At 73.1% G+C, this 22,059-nt stretch carries 21 protein-coding genes; 8 read left to right on the top strand and 13 right to left on the bottom strand.

The window, feature by feature from the left end; genetic code table 11:
• Nucleotides 1-41 precede the first annotated feature (41 nt).
• From O7618_RS16095 to O7618_RS16070, 6 genes are all read right to left on the bottom strand, one after another.
• A complete protein-coding gene (locus tag O7618_RS16095; RefSeq protein WP_278106903.1) occupies nt 42-899 on the bottom strand; it encodes a universal stress protein in 858 nt (285 codons plus the stop codon).
• A gap of 44 nt (nt 900-943) precedes the next feature.
• Nucleotides 944-3,355, bottom strand: a complete 2,412-nt coding sequence (locus O7618_RS16090; RefSeq protein WP_278106902.1) for a phosphoketolase family protein — start codon at nt 3,353-3,355, stop codon at nt 944-946.
• A gap of 128 nt (nt 3,356-3,483) precedes the next feature.
• Nucleotides 3,484-4,314: a universal stress protein gene (locus O7618_RS16085; RefSeq protein WP_278106901.1), complete on the bottom strand. Its 831-nt coding sequence runs from the start codon at nt 4,312-4,314 to the stop codon at nt 3,484-3,486.
• Nucleotides 4,315-4,380: 66 nt separating this feature from the next.
• On the bottom strand, nt 4,381-5,205 hold the full coding sequence (locus O7618_RS16080) for an oxidoreductase (RefSeq protein ID WP_278106900.1): 825 nt from the start codon (nt 5,203-5,205) through the stop codon (nt 4,381-4,383).
• The gene (locus tag O7618_RS16075) at nt 5,202-5,765 is read right to left on the bottom strand and encodes a TetR/AcrR family transcriptional regulator (protein WP_278106899.1); all 564 of its coding nucleotides are present in this window, start codon (nt 5,763-5,765) and stop codon (nt 5,202-5,204) included. The genes O7618_RS16080 and O7618_RS16075 overlap by 4 nt, the downstream gene beginning before the upstream one ends.
• A gap of 67 nt (nt 5,766-5,832) precedes the next feature.
• Nucleotides 5,833-6,633, bottom strand: coding sequence for a protein phosphatase 2C domain-containing protein (locus O7618_RS16070; protein ID WP_278106898.1), 801 nt, complete (start codon nt 6,631-6,633; stop codon nt 5,833-5,835).
• 102 nt (nt 6,634-6,735) lie between these two features.
• Here O7618_RS16070 and O7618_RS16065 point away from each other — a divergent pair, with 102 nt between their 5' ends.
• The 6 genes from O7618_RS16065 to O7618_RS16040 all read left to right on the top strand — a co-directional run bounded on the left by O7618_RS16065 (nt 6,736) and on the right by O7618_RS16040 (nt 12,010).
• Entirely contained in the window at nt 6,736-6,972 is a 237-nt protein-coding gene (locus tag O7618_RS16065; RefSeq protein WP_107159391.1) for an HTH domain-containing protein, read from the top strand.
• A complete protein-coding gene (locus O7618_RS16060) occupies nt 6,972-7,547 on the top strand; it encodes a Clp protease N-terminal domain-containing protein (protein ID WP_278106897.1) in 576 nt (191 codons plus the stop codon). Before O7618_RS16065 ends, O7618_RS16060 begins: the two co-directional genes overlap by 1 nt.
• Nucleotides 7,548-7,639: 92 nt before the next feature.
• Nucleotides 7,640-8,647 (top strand): diacylglycerol kinase family protein, encoded by a 1,008-nt coding sequence (locus tag O7618_RS16055; protein WP_278106896.1) that lies wholly within the window; start codon nt 7,640-7,642, stop codon nt 8,645-8,647.
• Entirely contained in the window at nt 8,640-9,641 is a 1,002-nt protein-coding gene (locus O7618_RS16050; protein WP_278106895.1) for a YihY/virulence factor BrkB family protein, read from the top strand. Before O7618_RS16055 ends, O7618_RS16050 begins: the two co-directional genes overlap by 8 nt.
• 76 nt (nt 9,642-9,717) lie before the next feature.
• Complete coding sequence (locus O7618_RS16045; protein ID WP_278106894.1) at nt 9,718-11,208, top strand: phosphatase PAP2 family protein; 1,491 nt, start codon at nt 9,718-9,720, stop codon at nt 11,206-11,208.
• A gap of 4 nt (nt 11,209-11,212) precedes the next feature.
• Nucleotides 11,213-12,010, top strand: a complete 798-nt coding sequence (locus O7618_RS16040; RefSeq protein WP_278106893.1) for an endonuclease/exonuclease/phosphatase family protein — start codon at nt 11,213-11,215, stop codon at nt 12,008-12,010.
• Here the strand turns inward: O7618_RS16040 and O7618_RS16035 are convergent.
• The gene (locus O7618_RS16035; RefSeq protein ID WP_278106892.1) at nt 12,007-12,642 is read right to left on the bottom strand and encodes a GAP family protein; all 636 of its coding nucleotides are present in this window, start codon (nt 12,640-12,642) and stop codon (nt 12,007-12,009) included. The two genes, O7618_RS16040 and O7618_RS16035, sit on opposite strands and share 4 nt — an antisense overlap.
• A gap of 177 nt (nt 12,643-12,819) precedes the next feature.
• The gene (locus tag O7618_RS16030; RefSeq protein ID WP_278106891.1) at nt 12,820-13,782 is read right to left on the bottom strand and encodes a TIGR03557 family F420-dependent LLM class oxidoreductase; all 963 of its coding nucleotides are present in this window, start codon (nt 13,780-13,782) and stop codon (nt 12,820-12,822) included.
• Nucleotides 13,783-14,042: 260 nt separating this feature from the next.
• Between O7618_RS16030 and O7618_RS16025 the strand changes: the two genes are divergently transcribed.
• Nucleotides 14,043-15,431 carry a cellulase family glycosylhydrolase gene (locus O7618_RS16025; RefSeq protein WP_278106890.1) on the top strand — a complete coding sequence of 463 codons (1,389 nt, stop codon included), beginning with the start codon at nt 14,043-14,045 and terminating at the stop codon, nt 15,429-15,431.
• A 245-nt stretch (nt 15,432-15,676) separates the two neighbouring features.
• Nucleotides 15,677-16,246 (top strand): hypothetical protein, encoded by a 570-nt coding sequence (locus O7618_RS16020; RefSeq protein WP_278106889.1) that lies wholly within the window; start codon nt 15,677-15,679, stop codon nt 16,244-16,246.
• On the opposite strand, the gene O7618_RS16015 is transcribed toward O7618_RS16020, so the two are convergent.
• From O7618_RS16015 to O7618_RS15995, 5 genes are read right to left on the bottom strand one after another with little or no spacing between them, the layout of a single operon-like run.
• Nucleotides 16,247-17,488, bottom strand: coding sequence for a sigma-70 family RNA polymerase sigma factor (locus O7618_RS16015; protein WP_278110031.1), 1,242 nt, complete (start codon nt 17,486-17,488; stop codon nt 16,247-16,249). It abuts the gene before it with no gap.
• Between the two features lie 5 nt (nt 17,489-17,493).
• Nucleotides 17,494-17,886, bottom strand: coding sequence for a YciI family protein (locus O7618_RS16010; protein ID WP_278110030.1), 393 nt, complete (start codon nt 17,884-17,886; stop codon nt 17,494-17,496).
• A gap of 19 nt (nt 17,887-17,905) precedes the next feature.
• Nucleotides 17,906-20,212: an alpha-galactosidase gene (locus tag O7618_RS16005; RefSeq protein WP_278106888.1), complete on the bottom strand. Its 2,307-nt coding sequence runs from the start codon at nt 20,210-20,212 to the stop codon at nt 17,906-17,908.
• A complete protein-coding gene (locus tag O7618_RS16000) occupies nt 20,209-21,093 on the bottom strand; it encodes a carbohydrate ABC transporter permease (RefSeq protein ID WP_278106887.1) in 885 nt (294 codons plus the stop codon). Before O7618_RS16000 ends, O7618_RS16005 begins: the two co-directional genes overlap by 4 nt.
• The gene (locus O7618_RS15995) at nt 21,090-22,049 is read right to left on the bottom strand and encodes a sugar ABC transporter permease (RefSeq protein ID WP_278106886.1); all 960 of its coding nucleotides are present in this window, start codon (nt 22,047-22,049) and stop codon (nt 21,090-21,092) included. Before O7618_RS15995 ends, O7618_RS16000 begins: the two co-directional genes overlap by 4 nt.
• Nucleotides 22,050-22,059: the final 10 nt, after the last annotated feature.

Raw genomic sequence — 22,059 nt, 5'->3', positions numbered from 1 at the left:
GCCCCTCCTATGCAGAATGCGTTAAGAAGGGGCCCCGCCTTTCACTCCCGGACCACCGCGACGGGGCAGTGGGCGTGCTGGATGAGCTGCTGGCTGACCGAGCCGAGCAGCATCCCGCCCAGCCCGCCCCGGCCCCGGCTGCCGACCACCACGAGTTGCGCCGAGCCGCTCGCCTCCACCAACAGCGACGCCGCGCTGCCCGGGACCGCCGAGATCTCGACCGGCACGTCGGGGAAGGTTTCCCGCCACGGGGTCAGCTCCGCCTCGACGGCGGTCCGCTCGTTCGCCGCGACGTCCTCCGGGTCGAAGTCCACGGGCGACCCGCCCGGCGGCGACCAGACCCGCAGCACCCGCAGCGGCACGTCCCGCTGGGCGGCGCGCTCCATGGCGAAGCCGAGCGCCCGCAGGGCCGAGTCGGAGCCGTCCGAGCCGACCACCACCGGGCCGGACGTGACGGCCCGGCCGTCGCGGACCACCACGACCGGGCAGTGCGCGTGCGCGGTGACGGAGACCGCGGTGGAGCCGGCGAGCAGCCCGCCGAACCCGCCGTGCCCCCGGCTGCCGAGCACCAGCACGCCCGCCTCGGCGGAGCGTTCCTGGAGCACCAGCGCGGGTGGGCCGTCGAACACCTCGCCGTGCACGGTGACGCCGGGCCGCTCGGCGGCGGCGTCCGCCGCCGCCTTGCGGACCAGTTCCTCGACCTCCCGCCGGGCGTTCTCGTCCGGCCAGATCCCGGGTGCCACCCCGGGGCCGATCCAACCGGCCACGGTGAGCCACTCGAAGACGTACGCCAGCCGTACCGGCCGGCCGGAGCGGCCCGCCTCGTCGAGCGCCCAGTCCAGGGCCACCGACGCGTCGGTGGAGCCGTCGTAGCCGACCAGGATCTCGTCGTTGTTCATTCGCTGTGCCTGCCTTCCGTTCGCGTCCGCGGGGGTGTGCCGGCTCACGCCTCGCGCTCACCGGTCCTGACCGCAGGGTCGGTCTCGCGGATCCAGCGCCACTCGGCGACCCGGGGGTCGTCCTCGCCGTGCTCGCGGGTGTAGTCACGGCATGCCTGCCGGACGTCCACCATCTCCTGGCGCAGGTGCGCGGCGCGCGAGCGCAGCCCCGGCACCCGGTCGATCACGTCGATGACCAGGTGGAAGCGGTCCAGGTCGTTGAGCATCACCATGTCGAACGGCGTGGTGGTGGTGCCCTCCTCCTTGTAGCCGCGCACGTGCAGGTTCTCGTGGTTGGCCCGGCGGTAGGTGAGCCGGTGGATCAGCCACGGATAGCCGTGGTAGGCGAAGATGACCGGCTTGTCGCGGGTGAAGATGGTGTCGAACTCGTTGTCCGGCAGGCCGTGCGGGTGCTCCGACGGCGGTTGCAGGCGCATCAGGTCGACCACGTTGACCACCCGCACCTTCAGCTCGGGCAGGTGCCGGCGCAGCAGGTCGGCCGCCGCGAGGGTTTCCAGCGTCGGCACGTCGCCGGCGCAGGCGAGCACCACGTCCGGCTCGGCGTCGTCGTCGGTGCTGGCCCAGTCCCAGATGCCCAGGCCCCGGCGGCAGTGCTGGACCGCCTCGTCCATGGTCAGCCAGTTCGGCGCCGGCTGCTTGCCGGCCACCACCACGTTGATGTAGTTCCGGCTGCGCAGGCAGTGGTCCGTGGTGGAGAGCAGCGTGTTGGCGTCCGGCGGCAGATAGACCCGGACCACCTCGGCCTTCTTGTTGACCACGTGGTCGATGAAGCCCGGGTCCTGGTGCGAGAAGCCGTTGTGGTCCTGCCGCCAGACGTGGCTGGAGAGCAGGTAGTTCAGCGAGGCGATCGGCTCCCGCCAGGGAATGTGCCGGGTCACCTTGAGCCACTTGGCGTGCTGGTTGACCATCGAGTCGACGATGTGGATGAACGCCTCGTAGCTGGTGAAGATGCCGTGCCGGCCGGTCAGCAGGTAGCCCTCCAGCCAGCCCTCGCAGAGGTGCTCGGAGAGCACCTCCATCACCCGGCCGTCGGGGGAGAGGTGGTCGTCGCCCGGCTCCCGGCGGCCGACGAACGCGCGGTCGGTGACCTCGAACGCGGCGCCGAGCCGGTTGGAGGCGACCTCGTCCGGGCCGAACAGGCGGAACGTCTGCGGGTTGCGGGTGATCACGTCGCGGACCCAGGGGCCGAGCGTGCCGGCCGCGCCGGCGACCGTTCCGCCGGGCTCCTCGACGGCGACGCCGTACTCGCGGAAGTCGGGCAGCTCCAGGTTGCGCAGCAGCCGGCCGCCGTTGGCCACCGGATTGGCGCTCATCCGCCGGTCGCCGGCCGGCGGCAGCGCGGCCAGCTCGGCGACCGGGCCGCCGGTGGCGTCGAACAGCTCCTCCGGGTGGTAGCTGCGCAGCCAGCGCTCCAGCTCGGCCAGGTGCGCCGGGTTGTCGCGCACCTCGGCGATCGGCACCTGGTGGGCGCGGAACGTGCCCTCGACAGGCTTGCCGTCCACGTCCGCCGGCCCGGTCCAGCCCTTCGGCGTGCGGAGCACGATCATCGGCCAGCGGGGACGCTCGACGTCACCACCGGAGCGGGCCCGGCGCTGGATCTCGGCGATCTCGTCGACCGCCCGGTCCAGCGTCGCGGCGAGCATCTGGTGCACGGCCGTCGGGTCGTCGCCCTCGACCACGTACGGCTGGTAGCCGTAGCCGCGCATCAGGTCGAGCAGGTCCTCGGCGGGGATCCGGTCCAGCACGGTCGGGTTGGCGATCTTGTAGCCGTTGAGGTGCAGGATCGGCAGCACCGCACCGTCGCGCGCCGGGTTGAGGAACACGTTCGACAGCCAGCTCCCGGCCAGTGGGCCGGTCTCCGCCTCGCCGTCGCCGATCACGCAGGCGACCAGCAGGTCCGGGTTGTCGAACGCGGCACCGTACGCGTGGCTCAGCGCGTATCCCAGCTCCCCGCCCTCGTGGATCGAGCCCGGCACCTCCGGCGCCACGTGGCTGGGGATGCCGCCGGGGAAGGAGAACTGGCGGAACAGCCGCTGCATGCCGGCCTCGTCGCGCGGGATGTGGTGGTACAGCTCGCTGTAGGTGCCCTCCAGCCACGTGTTGGCGACCAGCGCGGGGCCGCCGTGGCCGGGGCCGGTGACGAAGATGGCGGACAGGTCCCGGTCGACGATGACCCGGTTGAGGTGCGCGTAGAGCAGGTTGAGGCCCGGGCTGGTGCCCCAGTGCCCCAGCAGGCGCGGCTTCACATGCTCAGGCTTGAGCGGCTCGCGGAGCAGCGGGTTGTCGAGCAGGTAGATCTGCCCGACGGTCAGGTAGTTCGCCGCCCGCCAGTAGGCGTCCAGCCGGCGCAGCTCGTCGTCGGTCAGGGGGCTGTGCAGGTCCAGCGCGGTGTCCATGCTGCGTTAGCCTCTCGTGGCTCGGGGTCGTCTGCCACTCGGGGAGGAATCTGTCGTCCCCGACGCGTCCACTCTCGCCGCCGCCCGGGGGCGACGGTCAGGGCCGTAGGTCCCGGGTCGCGTGGGCGTCACGACCCCTCCCCGGCGCCCGGGTCGAGCCCGCGTACGACGATCAGCGGGGCCGGCGAGTGGTAGAGCAGCGCCTGGCTGACCTCGCCCAGGCTGGACTGCACCGGACCGTCGCCGCGCGCCCCCACCACGGCGAGTTGCGCCGAGCGGGACCGGTCGAGCAGGACGTCGCGGGGGTCGCCACGTACGGTCTGGCACTCCGCGGCGACCCGGGGGTGCCGGGCGGCGTGCCGGTTGACCGCCTCCTCCAGCACACCGTCGTCGCCGTCGCGGCGCTCCGGTTCGACCACCCGGACGGCGAGCAGTCGGGCGCCCCGGCGCTCGGCGCAGTCGAAGGCGTACCCGAGGGTGGCGTGGGAGCCGGGTGAGTCGTCCCAGCCGACCAGCAGCGGGCCGGGCGGTGCGGGCTCGGAGCGGCCGACGAGGACCGGGCAGCCGGCCCGGGCGGCCAGCTCGACGGCCGGCGCGTCGGCCGGTACGCAGGCCCGGCAGGTGGCCATACCGCCGTCACCGAGCGCGACCAGGAATGCGGCGTCGGCGGCCCGTAGCAGCGCCTCGACCGGTGAGCCCTCCACGATCTCGCCGCTGAGCGGGACCTCCGGCGCGGTGTCGGCGACGATCCTGCCGGCCCGCTCCAGCGCGTTCTCGGCGTCGAGCCGGCTGCCGCCGGCCGGTGCCGGGCCGCCGGTGGCCGCCCAGTTGAACGCGTGCAGCAGGTGCAGCGGCCGGTGGTGGGCCGCGGCCTCGCCGGCGGCTGTGCGGACCACCGACAGGGCCTCCGCCGACCGGCCGACGCCGACCACCACCGCGCCGTGGCTGGGTGCGGCCATGTCGGCTCACCTCCCGACCGCGCTTTTCACCCACGGTAGTCGGGCGGCCGGGTCGGCCGGAGCGGGTCAGCGGAACTGGAGGCGGTTGACCGCGTCGAAGAGCCGGGCGCCGAACAGTCGGCGGGTGTGCACCATCGCCCACGCGGCGGCGGTGACCAGGTAGCGGGTGCGGGGCCGGCGGGCCACCACGGCCCGCTCGATGGTGCGGGCCACCGCCTCCGGCGGGGCGGCCAGCAGCCGGCTGCGGTAGGACTTCGCCATCGCCGCGTCGACCGCGGCGACCATCCGGTGGTACGGCCCGGCCGGGTCGGCGCCCGCGCCGAGCGAGGAGGCGGCGACCGCGCCGAAGCCGGTGCGGATCAGGCCCGGCTCGATCACCGCCACGTCGATGCCGAACGGGCGGGTCTCCTGGCGCAGCGCGTCGGAGACGGCCTCCACCGCGTACTTGCTGGCGTGGTAGTAGCCGCCGCCGGGGAAGACCAGCCGCCCGCCCATCGAGCTGACGTTGACGATCCGGCCCCGGCCGGCCCGGCGCATGCCGGGCAGCACGAGCTGGGTGAGCCGGGCCAGCCCGAAGACGTTCGTCTCGAACTGGGCGCGCACCCGCTGCATCGGGGTCTCTTCGATCGGGCCGTACTCGCCGTAACCGGCGTTGTTGACCAGCACGTCGACCTGGCCGTGGGCGGCCTCCACCGCTTCCACGGCGGCGCGCATGGACGCCTCGTCGGTGACGTCGAGGGGGAGCAGTCGGGCGCCGGTGTCGGCCAGGTCGGCGAGCGCGTCGACCCGGCGCGCGGTCGCGTAGACGGTGAGGTCGGGCCGGCGGGCGAGGCGCGCGACGGTGGCCCGGCCGATGCCGGAGGAGGTGCCGGTGATCAGGACGGCGGTCATGCGGGGTCGCCCTGGTGGGGTAGGCCGGCGACGAGCAGCGCGACGCCGTCGCGCAGCCGCTGCCGGGGCAGGTCGGGGTCGGTGAGGTCGGCCTCCAGACCGCGGGTGAGCGCGACGAGCACGTCGGCCACCGCGCGGGCCCGCGGCCCGGCGGCGTCCGCCAGCGCGTCGGCCACCAGGTCGGTCAGCTCGGCGGTGTACGCCTCGACGAGGTCGCCGGTGAGCTTGCCGCTGGCGTCGAGCAGTTCGGTGGCGTGCGGGCTGTCCCGGTGCAGCGTGAGGGTGAGTTCCAGCTTGGCGGCGAGCACGTCGTGCAGCCGGCCGGCGAGGTCGCCTCCGCCGGTGGCGGCGGCGTGGCGGGCCCGGTCGAGCGAGTCGGTGAAGAGCCGTTCGGCCAACCGCCGGTAGGCGTCGTCCTTGTTGCGCACGTACTGGTAGACCGCGGGCCGGGACATCCCGGCGGCGGCGGCGATGTCGTCCATGGTGGTGCGCCGCATGCCGTGCCGGGTGAAGCACGCGTACGCGGCGGCCAGGATCGTCGCCAACCGTTCCTCTGACATGCTGACAATACTTGCACAGATTGTCAGAGTGTTGGGAGTGCTTCCGGTCACGCCGCCGTCGCGGCGGTCAGCGCGGCGCGGGCAGCGTGGGGTGCACCCGGAGCACCACGGCGGTCGCGTTGTCCTCGCCGCCGGCGTCCAGGCTGGCGTCGAGCAGGGTCCGGACGGTGCGCGCCGGGTCCCGCCGGGCGGCGATCAGGTCGCGCAGCCGGTGGTAGCCGAGCTGGTCACTCACCCCGTCGGTGCAGAGCAGCCAGGTGTCACCGCGACGCAGCGGCAGGCAGAGCAGGTCGGGGTCCGGCGCGTCGGGGTGCCCGACGTGGCGCAGCAGTTGGTAGCGGGCCCGGGCCGCCTCCGGTGAGCCGGCCGGCCACCAACCGTGCAGCAGGCCGAGCCAGGCCATCGTGTGGTCGACCGTGACCAGCTCCAGCAGCCCCTCGCGCAGCCGGTAGGCCCGGGAGTCGCCGAGCTGCACCAGCCACCCCTGGCCGCCGGTCGGCTCGACCACGAGCGCGGTGAGTGTGCACCCGGTCAGCCCGGCGTGGGCGGCGCCGGCCCGACGTACCCGTCGGTGTGTCTCGGTCGTGGCGGCGCGTAGGCCGGCGGCGTCGACGGCCGGCCAGCGGGCGCGGAGCTGCTCGACGAAGGTGCGGGTGGCGGTCGTGCCGGCCACCCGGCTGCCCTCGCCCTCACCCATGCCGTCGCAGACCACGGCCAGTGGCAGCTCGTCATCGACGTGCAGCACGTCGTAGTTCTCCGGATAGCGGTACCCGACCACGCTGCCCCCGGCCACCTCCAGGGTGAGCCGACCGGCGGTCAGCCGGCGGGCGGCCTCGACCGGCCGGTCCAGCGGACGGCGACGGAACACCTACGGAACGTAACACCGGCGCGAGCGATGGACGGGCAGGTGACGGCGTGTCTTCTGTCAACCGGGGTTGACGTGCGGGCATTGTCAACCTAGATTGACAGCATGAGTCAGGCGACGGAACTCGCGGCGGCGGCCGGCAGCACCGACCCCAAGGTCGGCCTGCGCGCGGTGCTCGCCCTGCGCCGGCTGCTCGAACGGCTCGAGGTGGTCCAGGTGGACAACGCCCGGCGACAGGGCTGGTCCTGGCAGGAGATCGCCGACGCCCTCGAGGTCAGCCGGCAGGCGGTCCACAAGAAGCACGCCGGGCGACCGGCGGTGCGCGAAAGCTGGGAGGCGTGATGTTCGAACGATTCACCGACCGGGCCCGGGCCGTGGTGCACCACGCGCTCGTCGAGGCCCAGACCGAGGGCCGGCGTCCGGTCGGCACGGAACACCTGCTGCTCGGCGTGCTCGCCGACCACGACAACCTGGCGGTCCGCCTGCTGGCGGCCGACGGCATCGACGCCGCCGGGCTGCGCGCCGCGGTGACCCGCCACACCGCGCAGGGCGTCGACGGCCTCGGTGCGGCGGACGCGGCCGCGCTGCGCGAGATCGGTGTCGACCTCGCCGCGATCGTGGCCCGCATCGAGGAGTCCTTCGGCCCCGACGCGCTGCGCGAGGCGACGCCGCGCCCGCGCCGGTGGTGGCGCCGCCGGCACGACAACGGCCGGTTCTCGCCCCGGGCGAAGAAGGTGCTGGAGCTGTCGCTGCGTGAGGCCCTGCGGCTGCGCCACCGGCACATCGGCACCGAGCACATCCTGCTCGGCCTGCTCCGGGAGGGCAACGGCCTGGGCGCGCAGGTGCTCGTCGAGGCCGGCGCCGACGTCGACGAGCTGCGGCAGCGGGTCGAGGTGGCGCTGCGCGAGGCGGCCTGACGCCGGGGCCGGATTCCAAACCTCTTTGCGGTCCTCGCAACGACCCCGCCCGCCGGGTCGCCGCCGCGCGCCGCGTCCTGCACACTGACGCCGTGGACGGTGCAGAAGAGAAGCTTCCGGTGACCGCGGAGAACCGGACCCCGCGCTCCGCCGTGGTGGTCAACCCGGTGAAGGTGGCCGACCTGGACGAGTTCCGGCGGATCGTGGACGGCGCGCTCGACGCGGCCGGCTGGCCGGCGCCGACCTGGTACGAGACCACGGTCGAGGACCCGGGTCGCGGCCAGGCGGAGGAGGCCGTCAAGGCCGGGGCCGAGGTGGTCTTCGCCTGCGGCGGCGACGGCACCGTGATGGCCTGCGTCACCGCGCTCGCCGGCACCGAGGTGGCACTCGCCGTGCTGCCGCAGGGCACCGGCAACCTGCTCGCCGCCAACCTCGGTCTCTCCAACGATCTCGGCGCCGGGCTGGAGGTCGCCGTCGAGCGCGGGATGCGCCGGCTCGACGTGGGCGTGGTCGACGACCAGTGCTTCGCGGTGATGGCCGGGATGGGCTTCGACGCCCAGATGCTCGACTCCACCTCCGAGACCACCAAGAAGCGGATCGGCTGGCCGGCCTACCTGGTCGGCGCGGCCCGCCACCTGCGGGACCGGCCGATGCGCGTCTCGGTGCGCATCGACGGCCGGCCGCCGCTGCGCCGCCGCGCCCGCTCGGTGCTGGTCGCCAACGTCGGCCGCCTCCAGGGCGGGGTGCGCCTGCTCACCGAGGCCGAGCCCGACGACGGCTGGCTCGACGTCGCGGTGCTGACCCCGCGCACTGTCGGTCACTGGCTCGCCATGGGCTGGGCGCTGGTCCGCCGCACCGGCAGCGTGCCGCGGATGGAGGTGTTCCGGGCCCGTACCGTCGAGATCGCCAGCAACCGCCCCCAGCCCCGCCAGCTCGACGGCGACCTGATCGAGCCCGGGCGCTCGCTGACCGCCACCATCCGGCCCGAGTCGCTCTGGCTCTGCGTCCCGCGGCCGGAGGACCACCCCGACCTGGCCGAGGACGCCAAGGCCGCCGCGGAGCGCGGCGAGCGTCTGGTCGAGGACGCCCGCCGTGAGTAGCACCAAGCTCGTCCCCGAGACCCGGCTGATGACCCAGAACGAGCTGTCGGCCGACGACGCCTGGCACACCCTGCGCCGGCACGGCGGCTGGTGCCTGCTGCGGGACGCCTTCATCCGGTTCCGCTACGGCGACGGCTTCAGCCACTCCCGGGCGTTGGCGTTCCAGCTCTGCCTCGCCGTGGTGCCGTTCCTGATCGCGCTCACCGGCCTGATCACCGACCTCGGCGCGGACGAGGGCGGCAAGGTCGTGGCCGACACGGTGCTGGCGATCACGCCGGGCCAGAGCGAGTCCATGGTGCAGGAGCTGCTGACCGACTCCGACCGCACCGAGGATGTCGGCGAGCTGGCGCTGACCCTCGGTCTGATCACCGGGCTGGTCGCGTTGACCACCACGATGGCCCAGATCGAGCGGGGCGCCAACCGGATCTACGGCGTCGAGCGGGACCGCCCGGCCTTCCCCAAGTACGTGCGGGCCGCGGTGCTCGCCGTGGTCGCCGGCGTGCCCGCGCTGATCGGGTTCCTGATCCTGGTCGGCGGCGGCGCGGTCGGTGACTCGGTACGCCGGCACTACGAGTGGGGCGAGGCCGCCACCGTGGTGTGGGACGTGGTCCGCTGGCCGCTCAGCCTGGGCCTGACCGTGCTCGCCGTCGCGGCGCTGTTCCGGCACGCGCCCCGGCGCAAGCAGCCCGGCCTGTCCTGGCTCTTCTTCGGCGCCGGCATCGCCATCGCCATCTGGTGGGTGGCCAGCCTGCTGCTCGCCGCGTACGTGAAATACGGCGGCGGGTTCGGCCAGACCTACGGCGCGCTGACCGGCATGATGGCGCTGCTGCTCTGGGCCAACCTCACCGGGATGGCGCTCTTCGGTGGGCTGGCGTTCGCCGCCCAGCTGGAGGCGATGCGGATCGGCGTGGAGGAGCCGGCCCAGCCGGACCTGTGGGAGCCCGACGCGCAGCGCGAGGAGCTGCTCGACACCGGCGAGATGACCGCCCTCTGACGCCGCGCCGATCGGCGTGTACGAGACACGCCGATCGGGTACAGCGCGCCTCGCAGAAGAACAAGGGAGGTGCGGTGTGACCGCGGTCAAGGAATCCGGGCGCCGACCGCTCGGCCACTTCGCCGAGCGGAGCCTGGTCGGCCTGCTCGCGGTGGCCGGCGCGGGCGTCGCGTTCGGCGTGCTGCTGATGCTCGTCCGGTTCCGCTGGAGCCCGCTGCAGAACGCCGACCACGAGGCGGCCGAGTGGTTCAACAACCTCGTGGCCCCGCACCACCCGCTGGTCACCGTGCTCCAGGCGATCACCGACCTGGGCGGGCGGCCGGTGCTGATCTGGCTGATCACCATCGCGGTGGTGGGCCTGCTGATCCGCCGTCAGTCCCGGCTGGCGGTCTACCTGATCGTCACCGGAGTCGGCGGGCTGATCCTCGACCCGTCGCTCAAGGCGCTGGTGGGACGGCTGCGCCCGGTGGTGGACGTGCCGGTGGCCAGTGCGCCCGGCAACAGCTTCCCCAGCGGCCACGCGCTCGGCTCGTTCGTCGCGTACGGCGCGCTGCTGCTGGTGTTCCTGCCCGCCATGGCGCCGCGCTGGCGCAAGCCGGCCATCGCCATCGCCGCCGTGCTGATCTTCCTGGTCGGGCTGACCCGGATCGCGCTGGGCGTGCACTTCGTCTCCGACGTGCTCGGCGGCTGGCTGCTCGGCGCGGCCTGGCTGGGCGTCACCGCGTACGCCTTCCGGCTGTGGCGACGCGAGCGCGGCCGGCCGGTCCCGCCGCTGACCGAGGGCCTGGAGCCCGAGGCGGGCGAGGAGATCACCCCGGCCCCGGACGAGGAGAAGGTGCTGGAGCACCCCCGCTCGTCGGTGGCCGAGCTGCTCGTCGGCTGGGTGATCGTGTTCGGCGCGCTCTACGCGTTCGGCATGTACGTCAGCTACCACGCCAAGGGCACGGTCTTCGACTGGCTCGACACCGAGGTGCCGCGGTGGTTCGCCGCCCGGCACACCGACGGGCTGACGGACCTGAGCTGGTGGTGGAGCAAGTTCGGCGACACCCACGCCATCCTGCTGGTCTCGCTGGTGTTCTGCCCGATCGTGCTGGCCGTGTGGCGCCGGTGGCGGCCGGTGCTGTTCGTGGTGCTGGCCATGTTCGGCGAGCTGAGCCTCTTCCTGGCCAGCGCCCGCGTGGTGGAGCGGCCCCGGCCGCCGGTGGAGAACCTGGACGGGCAGATGCCCACCTCGTCGTTCCCGTCCGGGCACATCGCGGCGACCATCTGCCTCTGGGCCGCCATGGCGCTCATCGTGTTCCCGCGCACCGACCGGTGGTGGCGGTGGCTGTTCGTGGCGATGGCGGTGATCATGCCGGTGGGCGTGGCCACCTCCCGGATGTACCGGGGCATGCACCACCCGACCGACTTCATGGGCGCGATCATCCTCGGCACGCTCTGGCTGTCGCTGCTCTGGTGGGTGATCCGGCCGAACGCCGACGTGGCCCAGGGCAACCAGCCGGCGGTCGAGTCCGAGCAGGTCGACGAGCTGGACGACGAGCTGGCCAAGGCCGGCCGGCCGGAATGACCCGATGCTGCGGCTGATGACCTGGAACATCCGCACCGGCGGTCGGGACCGGAACGGCACCGACCGCCGGGACCGGATCGTCTCGGTCGTCACCGCGCAGCGCCCGGACGTGCTGGCGCTCCAGGAGCTGCGCGGGCTGGACCGCACGCTGGGCGGCCTGGCGCAGCGGGCGGGGATGGTGCCCTGCCTGGCCCGGTCCTGGTTCGGCCAGTCGGTGGCGGTACTGGTCCGCCCGCCGCTGCGGGTGCTGCGCGCCGGGCCGGTCCGCCGGCCGTTCCACCACGCGGCAGCCCGGGTTGGGGTCGCCACGCCGGCCGGGGCGCTGACCGTGTTCAGCGCCCACCTGAACCCGTACTCGGGCGGGCGGCGGCGGATCGAGGCCGGCTGGCTGGCGGCGGCGGTCCGGCGCACCGGGGGCGAGCTGGCCGTGCTCGCCGGGGACCTGAACACCCTGGAGCCGGCCGTCGACCACGCCGAGCGGCTGGCCGGGCTCGCCGCCGGCTACCGGCGTCGGCACCTGCGCCGCGACGGACGTACCGTCGACACCCGCGCGGTGGCCCGGCTGCTCGACGGCGGTCTGGTCGATCTCTGGGCGCGGGCCGGCGGCGACGGGCCGGGCGGGCTGACCGTGCCGACCGGTCACGGCGGCGCGGAGTTCGCCGGGATGCGGCTGGACTACCTGCTCGCCACGCCGGCGCTGGCCGACCGGGTGCGCGCGGTCCGGGTGGTCCGCGACGGCGACGCCGACACCGCCTCCGACCACTACCCGGTCCTGGCCGAGCTGGACGTCGCGCCCGGCTAGGCCAGGTCGGACACCACGGTCGCCACGAAGATCAGGATGACCGCCTCGCTGACGATCCAGGAGTGCGCGTTGGACCAGTCGCGGATCCTCGGCAGCAGCCGCTCGGCCCGCCCCCCGAGCACCACCAGCGCCAGCAGCGGCAACGCCAGCAGCAGCACGGTCAGCACCAGGAACGGCAGCAGGTGCCACCACGGCTTGTCGTGCCCGGCCAGGCTGCCGGCCACCGACGCCATGGTGACCTCGTCGCTGGGCATGGCCAGGAAGAGCAGCAGGCCGAGGCCGAAGGCGAACGCCGGCTTCGGGTCCTCCAGCTTGCGCATCCAACCGGGGGGCTGGTTCCGTCCGCGCCTGAGGAACGTGATCACCATGAGCACCAGCAGCAGCGCCAGCACGATCCAGTCGATCAGGTGCCGGCTGCCACTGTCCTTCGTGCCGTTGCCGGCGCCGTGCCGGACCAGCCGGAACACGCCGTACCAGACGGTCAGCGGGACCAGCGTGCCCAGCGCGGCGCCGGCCAGGTAGGCCACCGAGCCGCGCCGCGGGTCGCGGCTGGCGGCCAGGAAGACCGCGCTGATCAGCTGCGGACCGGCGACCATCACGATCGCCAGCGGCAGCACGGTCAGCAGGTTCATGGCCCCATGCTGTTGCCGTGCGGGCGGCGGGGCGGCCGGTTCTAGAGGATCAGGTTGAGCAGCACGGTCAGCACCACCGACGCCACGATCGAGAAGAGGATCATCAGGAGGCAGCCGACCCCGCCGCCGGCGGGCCGGATCTCGGTGTTCCCGATACGCATGTCGCGGGCCCTCCCGTCACAGCTCGCGAAGTCGGGGCAGCAGTTCCTCCTGGGCCCAGTCGAGGAACATCGGCTGGCTGTCGCCGCCGACCTGCACCAGCGCCACGTGGGTGAAGCCGGCGTCGACGAACTTCTTGAACGCCTCGACGTGCCGGTCGGTGTCCGGGCCGCAGGAGATGCCCTCGGCCACGTCCTCCTCCCGGACGAACTGGGTGGCCGCGGCGAACGCGTCCGGGTTCGGCAGGTCGGCGTTGACCTTCCAGCCCATCCCGAACCAGCGGAACTGGTCGTGCACGATCTTGCGGCACTCGTCCTCGTCCGGGCCGTAGCAGATGGCCACCTGGCCGTAGCGGGGGCGGCCCGCGCCGCCGGCCTCCTCGTACATGTCGACCAGGTGCGACAGCGGGTCGGTGGCGATCATGGCGTCGGCGTACTCGGCGGCGAGGGTGGCCGACTGCCGGCCGGACGCGGCCACCGCCATCGGCACCGGGCGCTCCGGCCGGTCCCAGACGTACGCGTCGGGCACGTCGAAGTGGTTGCCGGAGAACGTCAGCGTCTCGCCGTTGAGCAGCGGCCGGATGATCTGTAGCGCCTCCTCGAACATCTCGTGCCGCTGCTGCACGTGCGGCCACCCGCCGACCACGTGCTCGTTCAGGTTCTCCCCGGCGCCGAGGCCGAGTGTGAACCGCCCGTCCGAGAGCACCCCGATGGTGCTCGCCTTCTGCGCCACCACGGCCGGGTGGTAGCGGCGGATCGGGCAGGTGACGAACGAGAGCAGCTCGGGCCGGGTGGTGGCGTGCGCGACCGCGCCGAGGACCGACCAGGCGTACGGGGAGTGGCCCTGCGACTCCAGCCACGGGTAGTAGTGGTCGGACATGACCAGGTGGTCGAAGCCGGCCGCCTCGGCGCGCACGGCGTGGTCGATCAGGTCCTTCGGGCCGGCCTGCTCGCACATCAGGGTGTAGCCGACGTTCACCATGGCGCCGCTCCTTCCGGGTGGGATCGTCCCGGGATACCCCGCCGGGCGCGGGTCAACCTTGACGGGTGGTTTGATGCTGCCTACAGTCCGCCTTAACCGGTTCAGGCCGGGGAGGCGCACCATCCTGTGGTGGGGATGACCGCCCCTGCGGCGGCCCGTGACGACACGGGTCGCCGCAGGACTTAACCGGTTGCCTTCGGCGGTTCATTGGCTTAGGCTGATGCCGGCGTCCGGGATGTCGCCACCTTCTGAGGACAGTCATGAAGAAGATGCTTTCCGTCGCGGGCGCCGCCCTGCTGACGGCACTCACCGCCGTGTTCGCCTTCGGGCAGCCGGCGCAGGCCGCCACCGGTTTCTCCGTCTCGAACGGCCGGCTCTACGACGCCAACGGCACCGAGTTCGTGATGCGCGGCGTCAACCACGCGCACACCTGGTATCCGCAGCAGACCAGCTCGTTCGCCAACATCAAGGCGCTCGGCGCCAACACCGTGCGGGTGGTGCTGGCCACCGGCGACCGCTGGACGAAGAACAGCGCCGCCGACGTGGCCAACGTGATCTCGCTGTGCAAGGCCAACCGCCTCATCTGCGTGCTGGAGGCGCACGACACCACCGGCTACGGCGAGGACGGCGCCGCCACCACGCTGGCCAAGGCCACCGACTACTGGCTGAGCATCGCCGACGTGCTCAAGGGCCAGGAGAAGTACGTCATCGTCAACATCGGCAACGAGCCGTTCGGCAACCAGGGCTACGGCGCCTGGACCACGGACACCTCGAACGCGATCAAGCGGCTGCGGGCCGGCGGCCTCACCCACACGATCATGGTGGACGGCCCGAACTGGGGCCAGGACTGGTCGTTCACCATGCGCGACAACGCCGGCACCGTGTTCAACGCCGACCCGCAGCGCAACACCGTCTTCTCCATCCACATGTACGGCGTCTTCGACACCGCCGGGGAGATCACCGACTACCTGGGCCGGTTCCGCAGCGCCGGGCTGCCGATCGTGGTCGGCGAGTTCGGCTTCAACCACTCCGACGGCAACCCCGACGAGGACACCATCATGTCCTACGCCCAGGCCAACCGGATCGGCTACCTGGGCTGGTCGTGGAGCGGCAACGGCGGCGGCGTCGAATACCTCGACATGACCACCGGCTTCAACCCGGCCCAGCTCACCAGTTGGGGCCAGCGCATCTTCGCCGGGGCCAACGGCATCACCGCCACCTCCCGCGAGGCGTCGGTCTATTCCGGCAGCTCGCCCAGCCCGACGACCAGCCCCAGCCCGACGACCAGCCCCAGCCCGACGACCAGCCCCAGCCCGACCACGCCGCCGACCACCACGCCCCCGCCGGCCGGCGGCTGCACCGCCAGCTACACGGTCGTCAACTCGTGGCAGGGTGGCTTCCAGGGCGACATCAAGGTGACCGCCGGTTCCGCCGCGATCAACGGCTGGACCGCGAAGTGGACGTTCGCCAACGGTCAGACCGTCAGCCAGTCCTGGAACGCCACGGTCAGCAACAGCGGGTCGGCGTACACCGCCCGCAACGTGGACTACAACGGCCGGCTCGGCGCCGGCGCCAGCACCACCTTCGGCTTCATCGCGAGCTGGAACGGCACGAACGCGACGCCCGCGGTGACCTGCACCGCGAGCTGACCGCCGGTGGCCGGGTCCGCCCGGACCCGGCCACCCCTCCTTGGTACGCCGGTCGGTGCCTACAAACTTGATGGCGTAGGTGAGTGACGTCCCCGATCCATTCTCGTCATCACGTTCGTAGGCGGCCCGAAGGTCGCCCCGGCCGAGCACCCCGTCGGCCGGTGGCCCGGGGGCAGGGCGCCCTGCCGTACGATCTGGCGCGCGTCGGGCCGACCGGTCCGGCGCGACCGTGGGGAGGGGACACCATGAGCACGCCCGGGACCAGGGGACGACCGTCGGGGCTGGTGATCGGCTCGCTTGTGGCCATCTCGTTCGGGACCGTCTTCGTCATGGTCAACAGTGGCGGCCTGCCGTCGCCGTGGCCGCTCGTGGTGCGGATCGCCGGTCTGGTGGTGGCCGCGCTGCTCCTGGTAAGCCTGTTCCGGGTGGCCCGCCAGGCCCCGTTCGCCGCGCAGGGGTCGGAGGCGGCGGGGTTCATGGACCGCCGCTACTGGATCGTGGTGGCGCTGGAGGCGGTCGCGCTCTTCGGCGGCCTCGCCGTCATCAACAATGTGCTCGACCGGCCCGCCGTGTCGGTGGCCTGGGTCGCGGTGGTGGTCGGCGTGCACTTCTTCGGCCTCGCCGCCGTCTGGCGGATGCCGCGCTACCACTGGCTCGGCGCGGTGATGACCGCGCTCGGCCTGGCCGGCTTCCTCGTCCACGCGCTGGGCGGCGACGCGGCGGCGGTCGGCCTGGTCTCCGGCGTCGGCTGCGGCGCCGCCCTCTTCGCCACCGTCGCCCTGGCCCTGCGCGACACCACCCGCCGCACCGCCTGATCAACCAGCGCGGAGGTGGGCGGCGCGGGCCAGCAGGTACTCCTGTTCGGGCCGGCTGGTCGTTCGCGCGGCGGCGGCGCGGTAGTGGGTCACCGCGGCGTCCCGGTCGCCGGCCATCTCGTGCAGGTGGGCGCGGGCCGCGTCGAGCCGGTGCGAGCCGGCCAGCCGGGGGTCGGCGGTCGGGCCGGCGAGCGCGTCCAGCCCGGCGGCCGGGCCGTGCACCATGGCGGTGGCGACCGCCCGGTTCAACGCCACCACCGGGCTGCCGGTGAGGCGTTCCAGCACCTCGTAGAGCGCGAGGATCTGCGGCCAGTCGGTGGTCGCCGCGCTCGGTGCCTCGTCGTGCAGCGCGGCCACCGCGGCCTGGAGCTGGTACGGCCCGACCGGCCCCCGGCGCATCGCGTCGGTGACGAGCGCCGTGCCCTCGGCGATCGCGGCGGCGTCCCAGCGGGACCGGTCCTGCCCGGCCAGCGGGATCAACTCGCCGGCCGGGCCGGTGCGGGCGGCGGAGCGGGCGTCGGTGAGCAGCATCAGCGCGAGCAGCCCTTCCACCTCGCTGTCGTCGGGCAGCAGCCGGTGCATCTGCCGGGCCAGCCGGATCGCTTCCTCGCAGAGGTCGATGCGTCGCAGGTCGTCCCCGAGGCTCGCGGTGTGCCCCTCGGTGAAGATCAGGTAGAGCACGTGCAGCACGGCGGCGAGGCGGGCCTGCCGGTCGGCCGGCTCGGGCAGCCGGAACGGCAGGCCGGAGTCCTTGATGCGCTGCTTGGCCCGGCTGATCCGCTGCGCCATGGTGGCCTCGGGCACCAGGAACGCGCGGGCGATCTCGGCGGTGCTCAGCCCGCCCACCGCGCGCAGCGTCAGGGCGATCGCCGACGGCGTGGTCAGCGTGGGGTGGCAGGAGAGGAAGAGCAGCACCAGTGTGTCGTCCCGGTCGCCGGTCAGCGGCTCGTCGGCCGCCGGCGCGGTCCGCCTGTCGTCGCCGGAGCGCCGGGCCGCGCGTTCCTCCCGGTCCCGCCGGGCCGTCTCGGCCCGCACCAGCTCGATCATCCGCCGGTACGCGACCTGGGTGAGCCAGCCGCGCGGATGCTCCGGCAGCCCGTCGACCGGCCACTGCCGGGTCGCCGCCAGCAGCGCCTCCTGGACGGCGTCCTCGGCGATGGCGAAGTCGCCGAACCGGCGGGCGAGCACGCCGAGGACCTGCGGCGCCAGTTCGCGCAGCAGGTCCTCGACGGCGTGGTCGATCAGGGTCACATCTCCTGCGGCGGGCCGGACATCACCGGGCGCACCTGGATCGGCATGTTCAGCGGCCGACCGCCGGGGCCGGGCGCGGTGGAGATGAGCGCGGCGATCTCGACCGCCCGCTGCGGGGTCTCGCAGTCGACGATCCAGAAGCCGGCCAGGAACTCCTTGGTCTCCGCGAACGGCCCCTCGGTGACCACCGGCGCGCCGTTCTCGCCGGCCCGCACGATCCGGGCCTGTTCCGGGCCGCCGAGCCCTTCGCCCTGCACGAACTCGCCGTCCGCCATGAGCTTGGCGTTGACCTCGCCCATGAAATCGATGTGCGCCCGGAACTCCTCCGGAGTCCAGGTGTCGATCGACGGGAAGTCGGCCCCGGCGGCGCTGAACTGCATCAGCAGCATGTACTTCACGATCGGCTCCTCACGCTCGAGCACCGATTGTCGGTGCTTCCACCCTCGGGTAGAAGCCACCACCCCGCTCCTCGACATCCGTCGCCGAAGAATCTCCGGAAAGTTCGGTGACCTCCAGCAGCAACGCCTGCTCCGGGTGCAGCGCGGGCAGTTGCACCCCGACCGTGCCGAGCACCGAGCCGCTCAACGTCACCCCGGCGCCGGTCGCCAGCCAGGCCGGCGGCGTCAGCTCCAACAGGGCCGGCTCCGGCACCCCGGCCGGCGGGCGCACCCGGTAGCGCCGCTCGGCGGCCAGCCCCGGCAGCCGTACCACGCCCGGCACCTGGGCGGCGGAGGTGGCGACCCGGCTGACCGCGTAGACCGCCGCGGAGCGGTCGTGGGCGACCACGCCGTGGGCCTGCACGGCCTCGTCCGGGTGGTCGACCCGGACCACCCGCCCGGCGTGCAGCAGCGGGCGAAGCCGCTTGTGCAGCGCCACCCAGGCGGCGAGTTCGGCCCGCGCGGACGCGTCGATCGCGCTGATGTCCCACTCGATGCCGTGGTGGCCGAAGAGCGCGGTGACCGCCCGGAAGCCCAGGTCGTGCACGCGGTGCGTGGTGTGCGAGCGGTCCGGGCCGATGTGCGTGCCGATCAGCTCCGGCGGGAGCAGCAGCCCGGTCCAGCGCTGGATGGCGAGCCGTTCCAGCGCGTCGTTGCAGTCGCTGGCCCAGACCCGGTCGGTGCGGCGCAGGATCTCCAGGTCGACCCGGGCGCCGCCGGAGGAGCAGCTCTCGATCTCCAGGCCCGGGTGGCGGCCCCGCAGCTCGTCGAGCAGCCGGTAGACCGCCAGGGTCTGCGCGTGCACGCCGGGCCGGCCGCCGTGTCCGGCCTCGGTGAGGTCCCGGTTGTGGTCCCACTTCAGGTAGGCGATCCCGTCGTGCTCGGTCAGCACCGCGTCGAGCCGGCCGAGCAGGTACGCGTAGGCGTCCGGGTGGGCCAGGTCGAGCACCTGCTGGTGCCGCCACGCCGGGGGCAGCCGGCCGGGCGTCCGGAGCACCCAGTCGGGGTGGGCGCGGAACAGGTCGGAGTCGGGGTTCACCATCTCTGGCTCCACCCAGAGCCCGAACCGCATGCCGTGCCCGCGTACGTGGTCGATCAGCGGTTGCAGCCCACCCGGCCAGACCTCCTCGTCGACCCACCAGTCACCGAGCCCGGCCAGGTCGTGCCGCCGGCCCCGGAACCAGCCGTCGTCGAGCACGAAGCGTTCCACACCCACCTCGGCGGCCCGGTCGGCGAGCGTCCGCAGCCGGTCCAGGTCGTGGTCGAAGTAGACCGCCTCCCACACGTTGAGCGTCACCGGCCGGGGTGTGCGTGGATGGCCCGGCCGGGCGCGCAGGCTGGTGTGCAGCACGTCGCTGAGCCCGTCCAGCCCATCGGCGGAGTGCGCCGCGTAGAGCAGCGGGGTGGCGTACTCCTCGCCCGGCCCGAGCACGATCTCGCCGGGGGCGAGCAGCTCGCCGCCGCCGAGCGTGGCCTCGCCGGTCGGGCGTCGCTCGGCGACCGTGACGTGGTCGCCGCTCCACGCGGTGTGCACCGCCCACACCTCGCCGTGCCCGAAGCCGAAGCCGGGCGTGCCGGCGACCAGCAGCAGCGTGGCGTCGTGCCCGGTGCGGCCGTGCCGCCCCTCGCGCACCCAGGCGCCCATCGGCCACGGGTGCCGCTGCGGCGCGCGTTCCCGGCACCAGCGCCCGGTCAGGTCGAGCAGCTCGCCGGCGACCGCCGGCACCGGCAGCACCGGGGTCAGCTCGCGCAGCTCGTAGCGGCCGTCGCCGTCGTTGCGTAGCCGGTGCCGCAGCGTCAGCAACCCCGCCGCGTCCAGCGTGATCTCGACGGTCAGGCTCAACCCCGCGCCCTCGTCCACCGCCCGCACAGTCGCAAGGAGGGGCCCCCGGTTAACGCCTGGTGCGGGTGAAGGGGCCCCTTTTAACACCTCGTGCCCGCCTGCGGTGCCGTCCGGCTGTGGAGGCGGTGGGGGAACGTCGTGCACGTCGAGGTCGACCAGGCGGAACGCGGTGGACCAGTCCCGGCCGTCGCGGTGGCCGGCCAACCCGGGGCGGCCGCCCCAGCCCGCGCTCGCCTCGGGCAGCAGCGACAGCACGGTGGGCGCGTCGAAGCTGCTCGGCACCACCGGCGCGACGGTGGCGTCGACCAGCGCGGGCAGGTCCTCGGTGGGCAGCGGTCCGAGGTCGGCGCCCCAGTGCACGATCCGGGGCAGCCCCGGGCCGCGCGCGTCGAGCACCAGGCTGGTCCGCGCGCGGCGCAGGTGGACGATCGTCATCCCTTGGAGGCTCCCAGCGTCAGGCCCCGGACGAACTGCTTCTGCAACAGGAAGAAGATCACCAGGGTGGGGATCGCGACCAGCACCGAGCCGGCCGAGACGAGGTTGTTGTCGGTGAAGAACTGGCCGCGCAGGTTGTTGAGCGAGCTGGTCACCGGGAACTTGTCGCCGCTGCGCATCAGCACGGTGGCCCAGAAGAACTCGTTGTAGATCCAGGTCACCTCCAGCGTGGCCAGCGCGGCCAGGGCCGGGCGGCACAGCGGCATGGTCACCTGCCAGTACTGCCGCCACACGCTCGCCCCGTCGACCATCGCGGCCTCGTACAGCTCGTGCGGCAGCGCCTTCATGTAGTTGCTCAGCACGAAGACGCAGAAGCCGCACTGGAACGCGACGTTGACCAGGATCAGCCCCCAGTAGCTGTCGTAGAGCAACTCCGAGTCGCTCATCCAGACCGGCAGCGGGATCTCGGTGAACATCCGGAACAGCGGGATCAGCAGGGACTGCTGCGGCAGCAGGTTCGCCGCGGTGAAGAGGCCGAGCAGCGCGATGTTGAGCTTCCAGCTGAACCGGGCGATCACGAACGCCACGCACGAGGCGAGGAAGAGGGTGAGCAGCACCGCCGGGACGGTGATGTAGACCGAGTTGAGGAAGTGCTTGCCGAACTCGGCGGTCCGCCACGCGGTGACGTAGTTGTCGATGGTCCACCCGCCGAACGAGACGTAGCCGTGCACGGCGGTGTACTGGTAGGAGCGGAACGAGGTGAGCACCGCCCAGAGCAGCGGGAACAGCCAGCCGACGGCGACCGTACCCAGAAAGACGTGCAGGACGACCCGGGCGGGCCGCACCGGCCGGCGGCGCCCGGGGGAGACGGCGGTGCTCATCGCTTGTCCTCCCGCATGACGGTCCAGAGGTAGATGGTGATGAAGACCAGGGAGACGGCCAGCATGATGGTGGCCAGCGCGGAGCCGAAGCCGATCCGGCTCGCCTCGCCGACCACGTTCTGGGTGACCAGGGCGGAGATCAGCTCCAGCCCGTTGCGGCCCTTGTTGATGACCCAGACGAGGTCGAACGCGCGCAGCGACTCGATCACGGTCACCACCAGGACGATGATGTTGATCGGGCGCATCACCGGGAAGACGACCCGGAAGAAGGTGCTGGTCTCCGAGGAGCCGTCCACCGCGGCGGCCTCCCGCAGCGACGGGTCGACCCCCTTCAGCCCGGCCAGGTAGAGCAGCATGATGTAGCCGACGTGACGCCACCCGGCGGCCACCAGCACCGCCCAGATGTTGACGTTCGGGTCGCCGTACCAGTCGGTGTCGCCGCCGAACACGCCGTTGAGCAGTCCCTGGTCGCGGCTGTAGATGAGCTGCCAGATGAAGCCGACGAGCGCCAGCGAGAGCACCACCGGCAGGTAGAGCGCGGTCTGGTAGAACCGGCTGCCGCGCAGTTCCTTGTCCAGCAGCACGGCGAGGAACATCCCGAACGGGCTGGCCACCACGAAGAGCGCGGCCAGCCAGAGCAGGTTGTTCTGCACCGCGGGCACGAACGGCGGGTAGTTGTTCACCACGTCGTCGTAGTTCCGCAGCCCGACCCAGTCGATCTCGCCGATCGGGCCGACGCCGTCCCAGTTCGTGCCGGAGAGCAGCACGGTCGCCGCCGCCGGCAGCCAGACCAGGGCGAGGACGAGCAGCAGGGGCACCAGCACCATCAGCGTGATCACCACGCGGTCGGTACGGGAGAGAAGCCGTAGCCGGCGGCCGCGGCCACCACCGGTGGTGGTGGCCGCGGCCGGTGACGGCACGGCGCGATCCGCTTGGATCAGGGGCAGGTCGGACATGGTGTCCTTC

Source organism: Micromonospora sp. WMMD980 (assembly GCF_029626035.1).
Lineage (GTDB): Bacteria > Actinomycetota > Actinomycetes > Mycobacteriales > Micromonosporaceae > Micromonospora.
Note: the sequence above shows the minus strand (reverse complement) of the source record. Positions and strands in the feature narration are given on the sequence as shown.

What these genes read in the sequence shown, in the direction of transcription:
- O7618_RS16035 (WP_278106892.1), bottom strand. Translation starts at nt 12,642, where the DNA reads ATGAACCTGCTGACCGTGCTGCCGCTGGCGATCGTGATGGTCGCCGGT.
- O7618_RS15995 (WP_278106886.1), bottom strand. Translation starts at nt 22,049, where the DNA reads ATGTCCGACCTGCCCCTGATCCAAGCGGATCGCGCCGTGCCGTCACCG.
- O7618_RS16060 (WP_278106897.1), top strand. Translation starts at nt 6,972, where the DNA reads ATGTTCGAACGATTCACCGACCGGGCCCGGGCCGTGGTGCACCACGCG.
- O7618_RS16005 (WP_278106888.1), bottom strand. Translation starts at nt 20,212, where the DNA reads ATGACGATCGTCCACCTGCGCCGCGCGCGGACCAGCCTGGTGCTCGAC.
- O7618_RS16000 (WP_278106887.1), bottom strand. Translation starts at nt 21,093, where the DNA reads ATGAGCACCGCCGTCTCCCCCGGGCGCCGCCGGCCGGTGCGGCCCGCC.
- O7618_RS16075 (WP_278106899.1), bottom strand. Translation starts at nt 5,765, where the DNA reads ATGTCAGAGGAACGGTTGGCGACGATCCTGGCCGCCGCGTACGCGTGC.
- O7618_RS16095 (WP_278106903.1), bottom strand. Translation starts at nt 899, where the DNA reads ATGAACAACGACGAGATCCTGGTCGGCTACGACGGCTCCACCGACGCG.
- O7618_RS16020 (WP_278106889.1), top strand. Translation starts at nt 15,677, where the DNA reads ATGAGCACGCCCGGGACCAGGGGACGACCGTCGGGGCTGGTGATCGGC.
- O7618_RS16085 (WP_278106901.1), bottom strand. Translation starts at nt 4,314, where the DNA reads ATGGCCGCACCCAGCCACGGCGCGGTGGTGGTCGGCGTCGGCCGGTCG.
- O7618_RS16090 (WP_278106902.1), bottom strand. Translation starts at nt 3,355, where the DNA reads ATGGACACCGCGCTGGACCTGCACAGCCCCCTGACCGACGACGAGCTG.
- O7618_RS16065 (WP_107159391.1), top strand. Translation starts at nt 6,736, where the DNA reads ATGAGTCAGGCGACGGAACTCGCGGCGGCGGCCGGCAGCACCGACCCC.
- O7618_RS16025 (WP_278106890.1), top strand. Translation starts at nt 14,043, where the DNA reads ATGAAGAAGATGCTTTCCGTCGCGGGCGCCGCCCTGCTGACGGCACTC.
- O7618_RS16080 (WP_278106900.1), bottom strand. Translation starts at nt 5,205, where the DNA reads ATGACCGCCGTCCTGATCACCGGCACCTCCTCCGGCATCGGCCGGGCC.
- O7618_RS16010 (WP_278110030.1), bottom strand. Translation starts at nt 17,886, where the DNA reads ATGCTGCTGATGCAGTTCAGCGCCGCCGGGGCCGACTTCCCGTCGATC.
- O7618_RS16030 (WP_278106891.1), bottom strand. Translation starts at nt 13,782, where the DNA reads ATGGTGAACGTCGGCTACACCCTGATGTGCGAGCAGGCCGGCCCGAAG.
- O7618_RS16040 (WP_278106893.1), top strand. Translation starts at nt 11,213, where the DNA reads ATGCTGCGGCTGATGACCTGGAACATCCGCACCGGCGGTCGGGACCGG.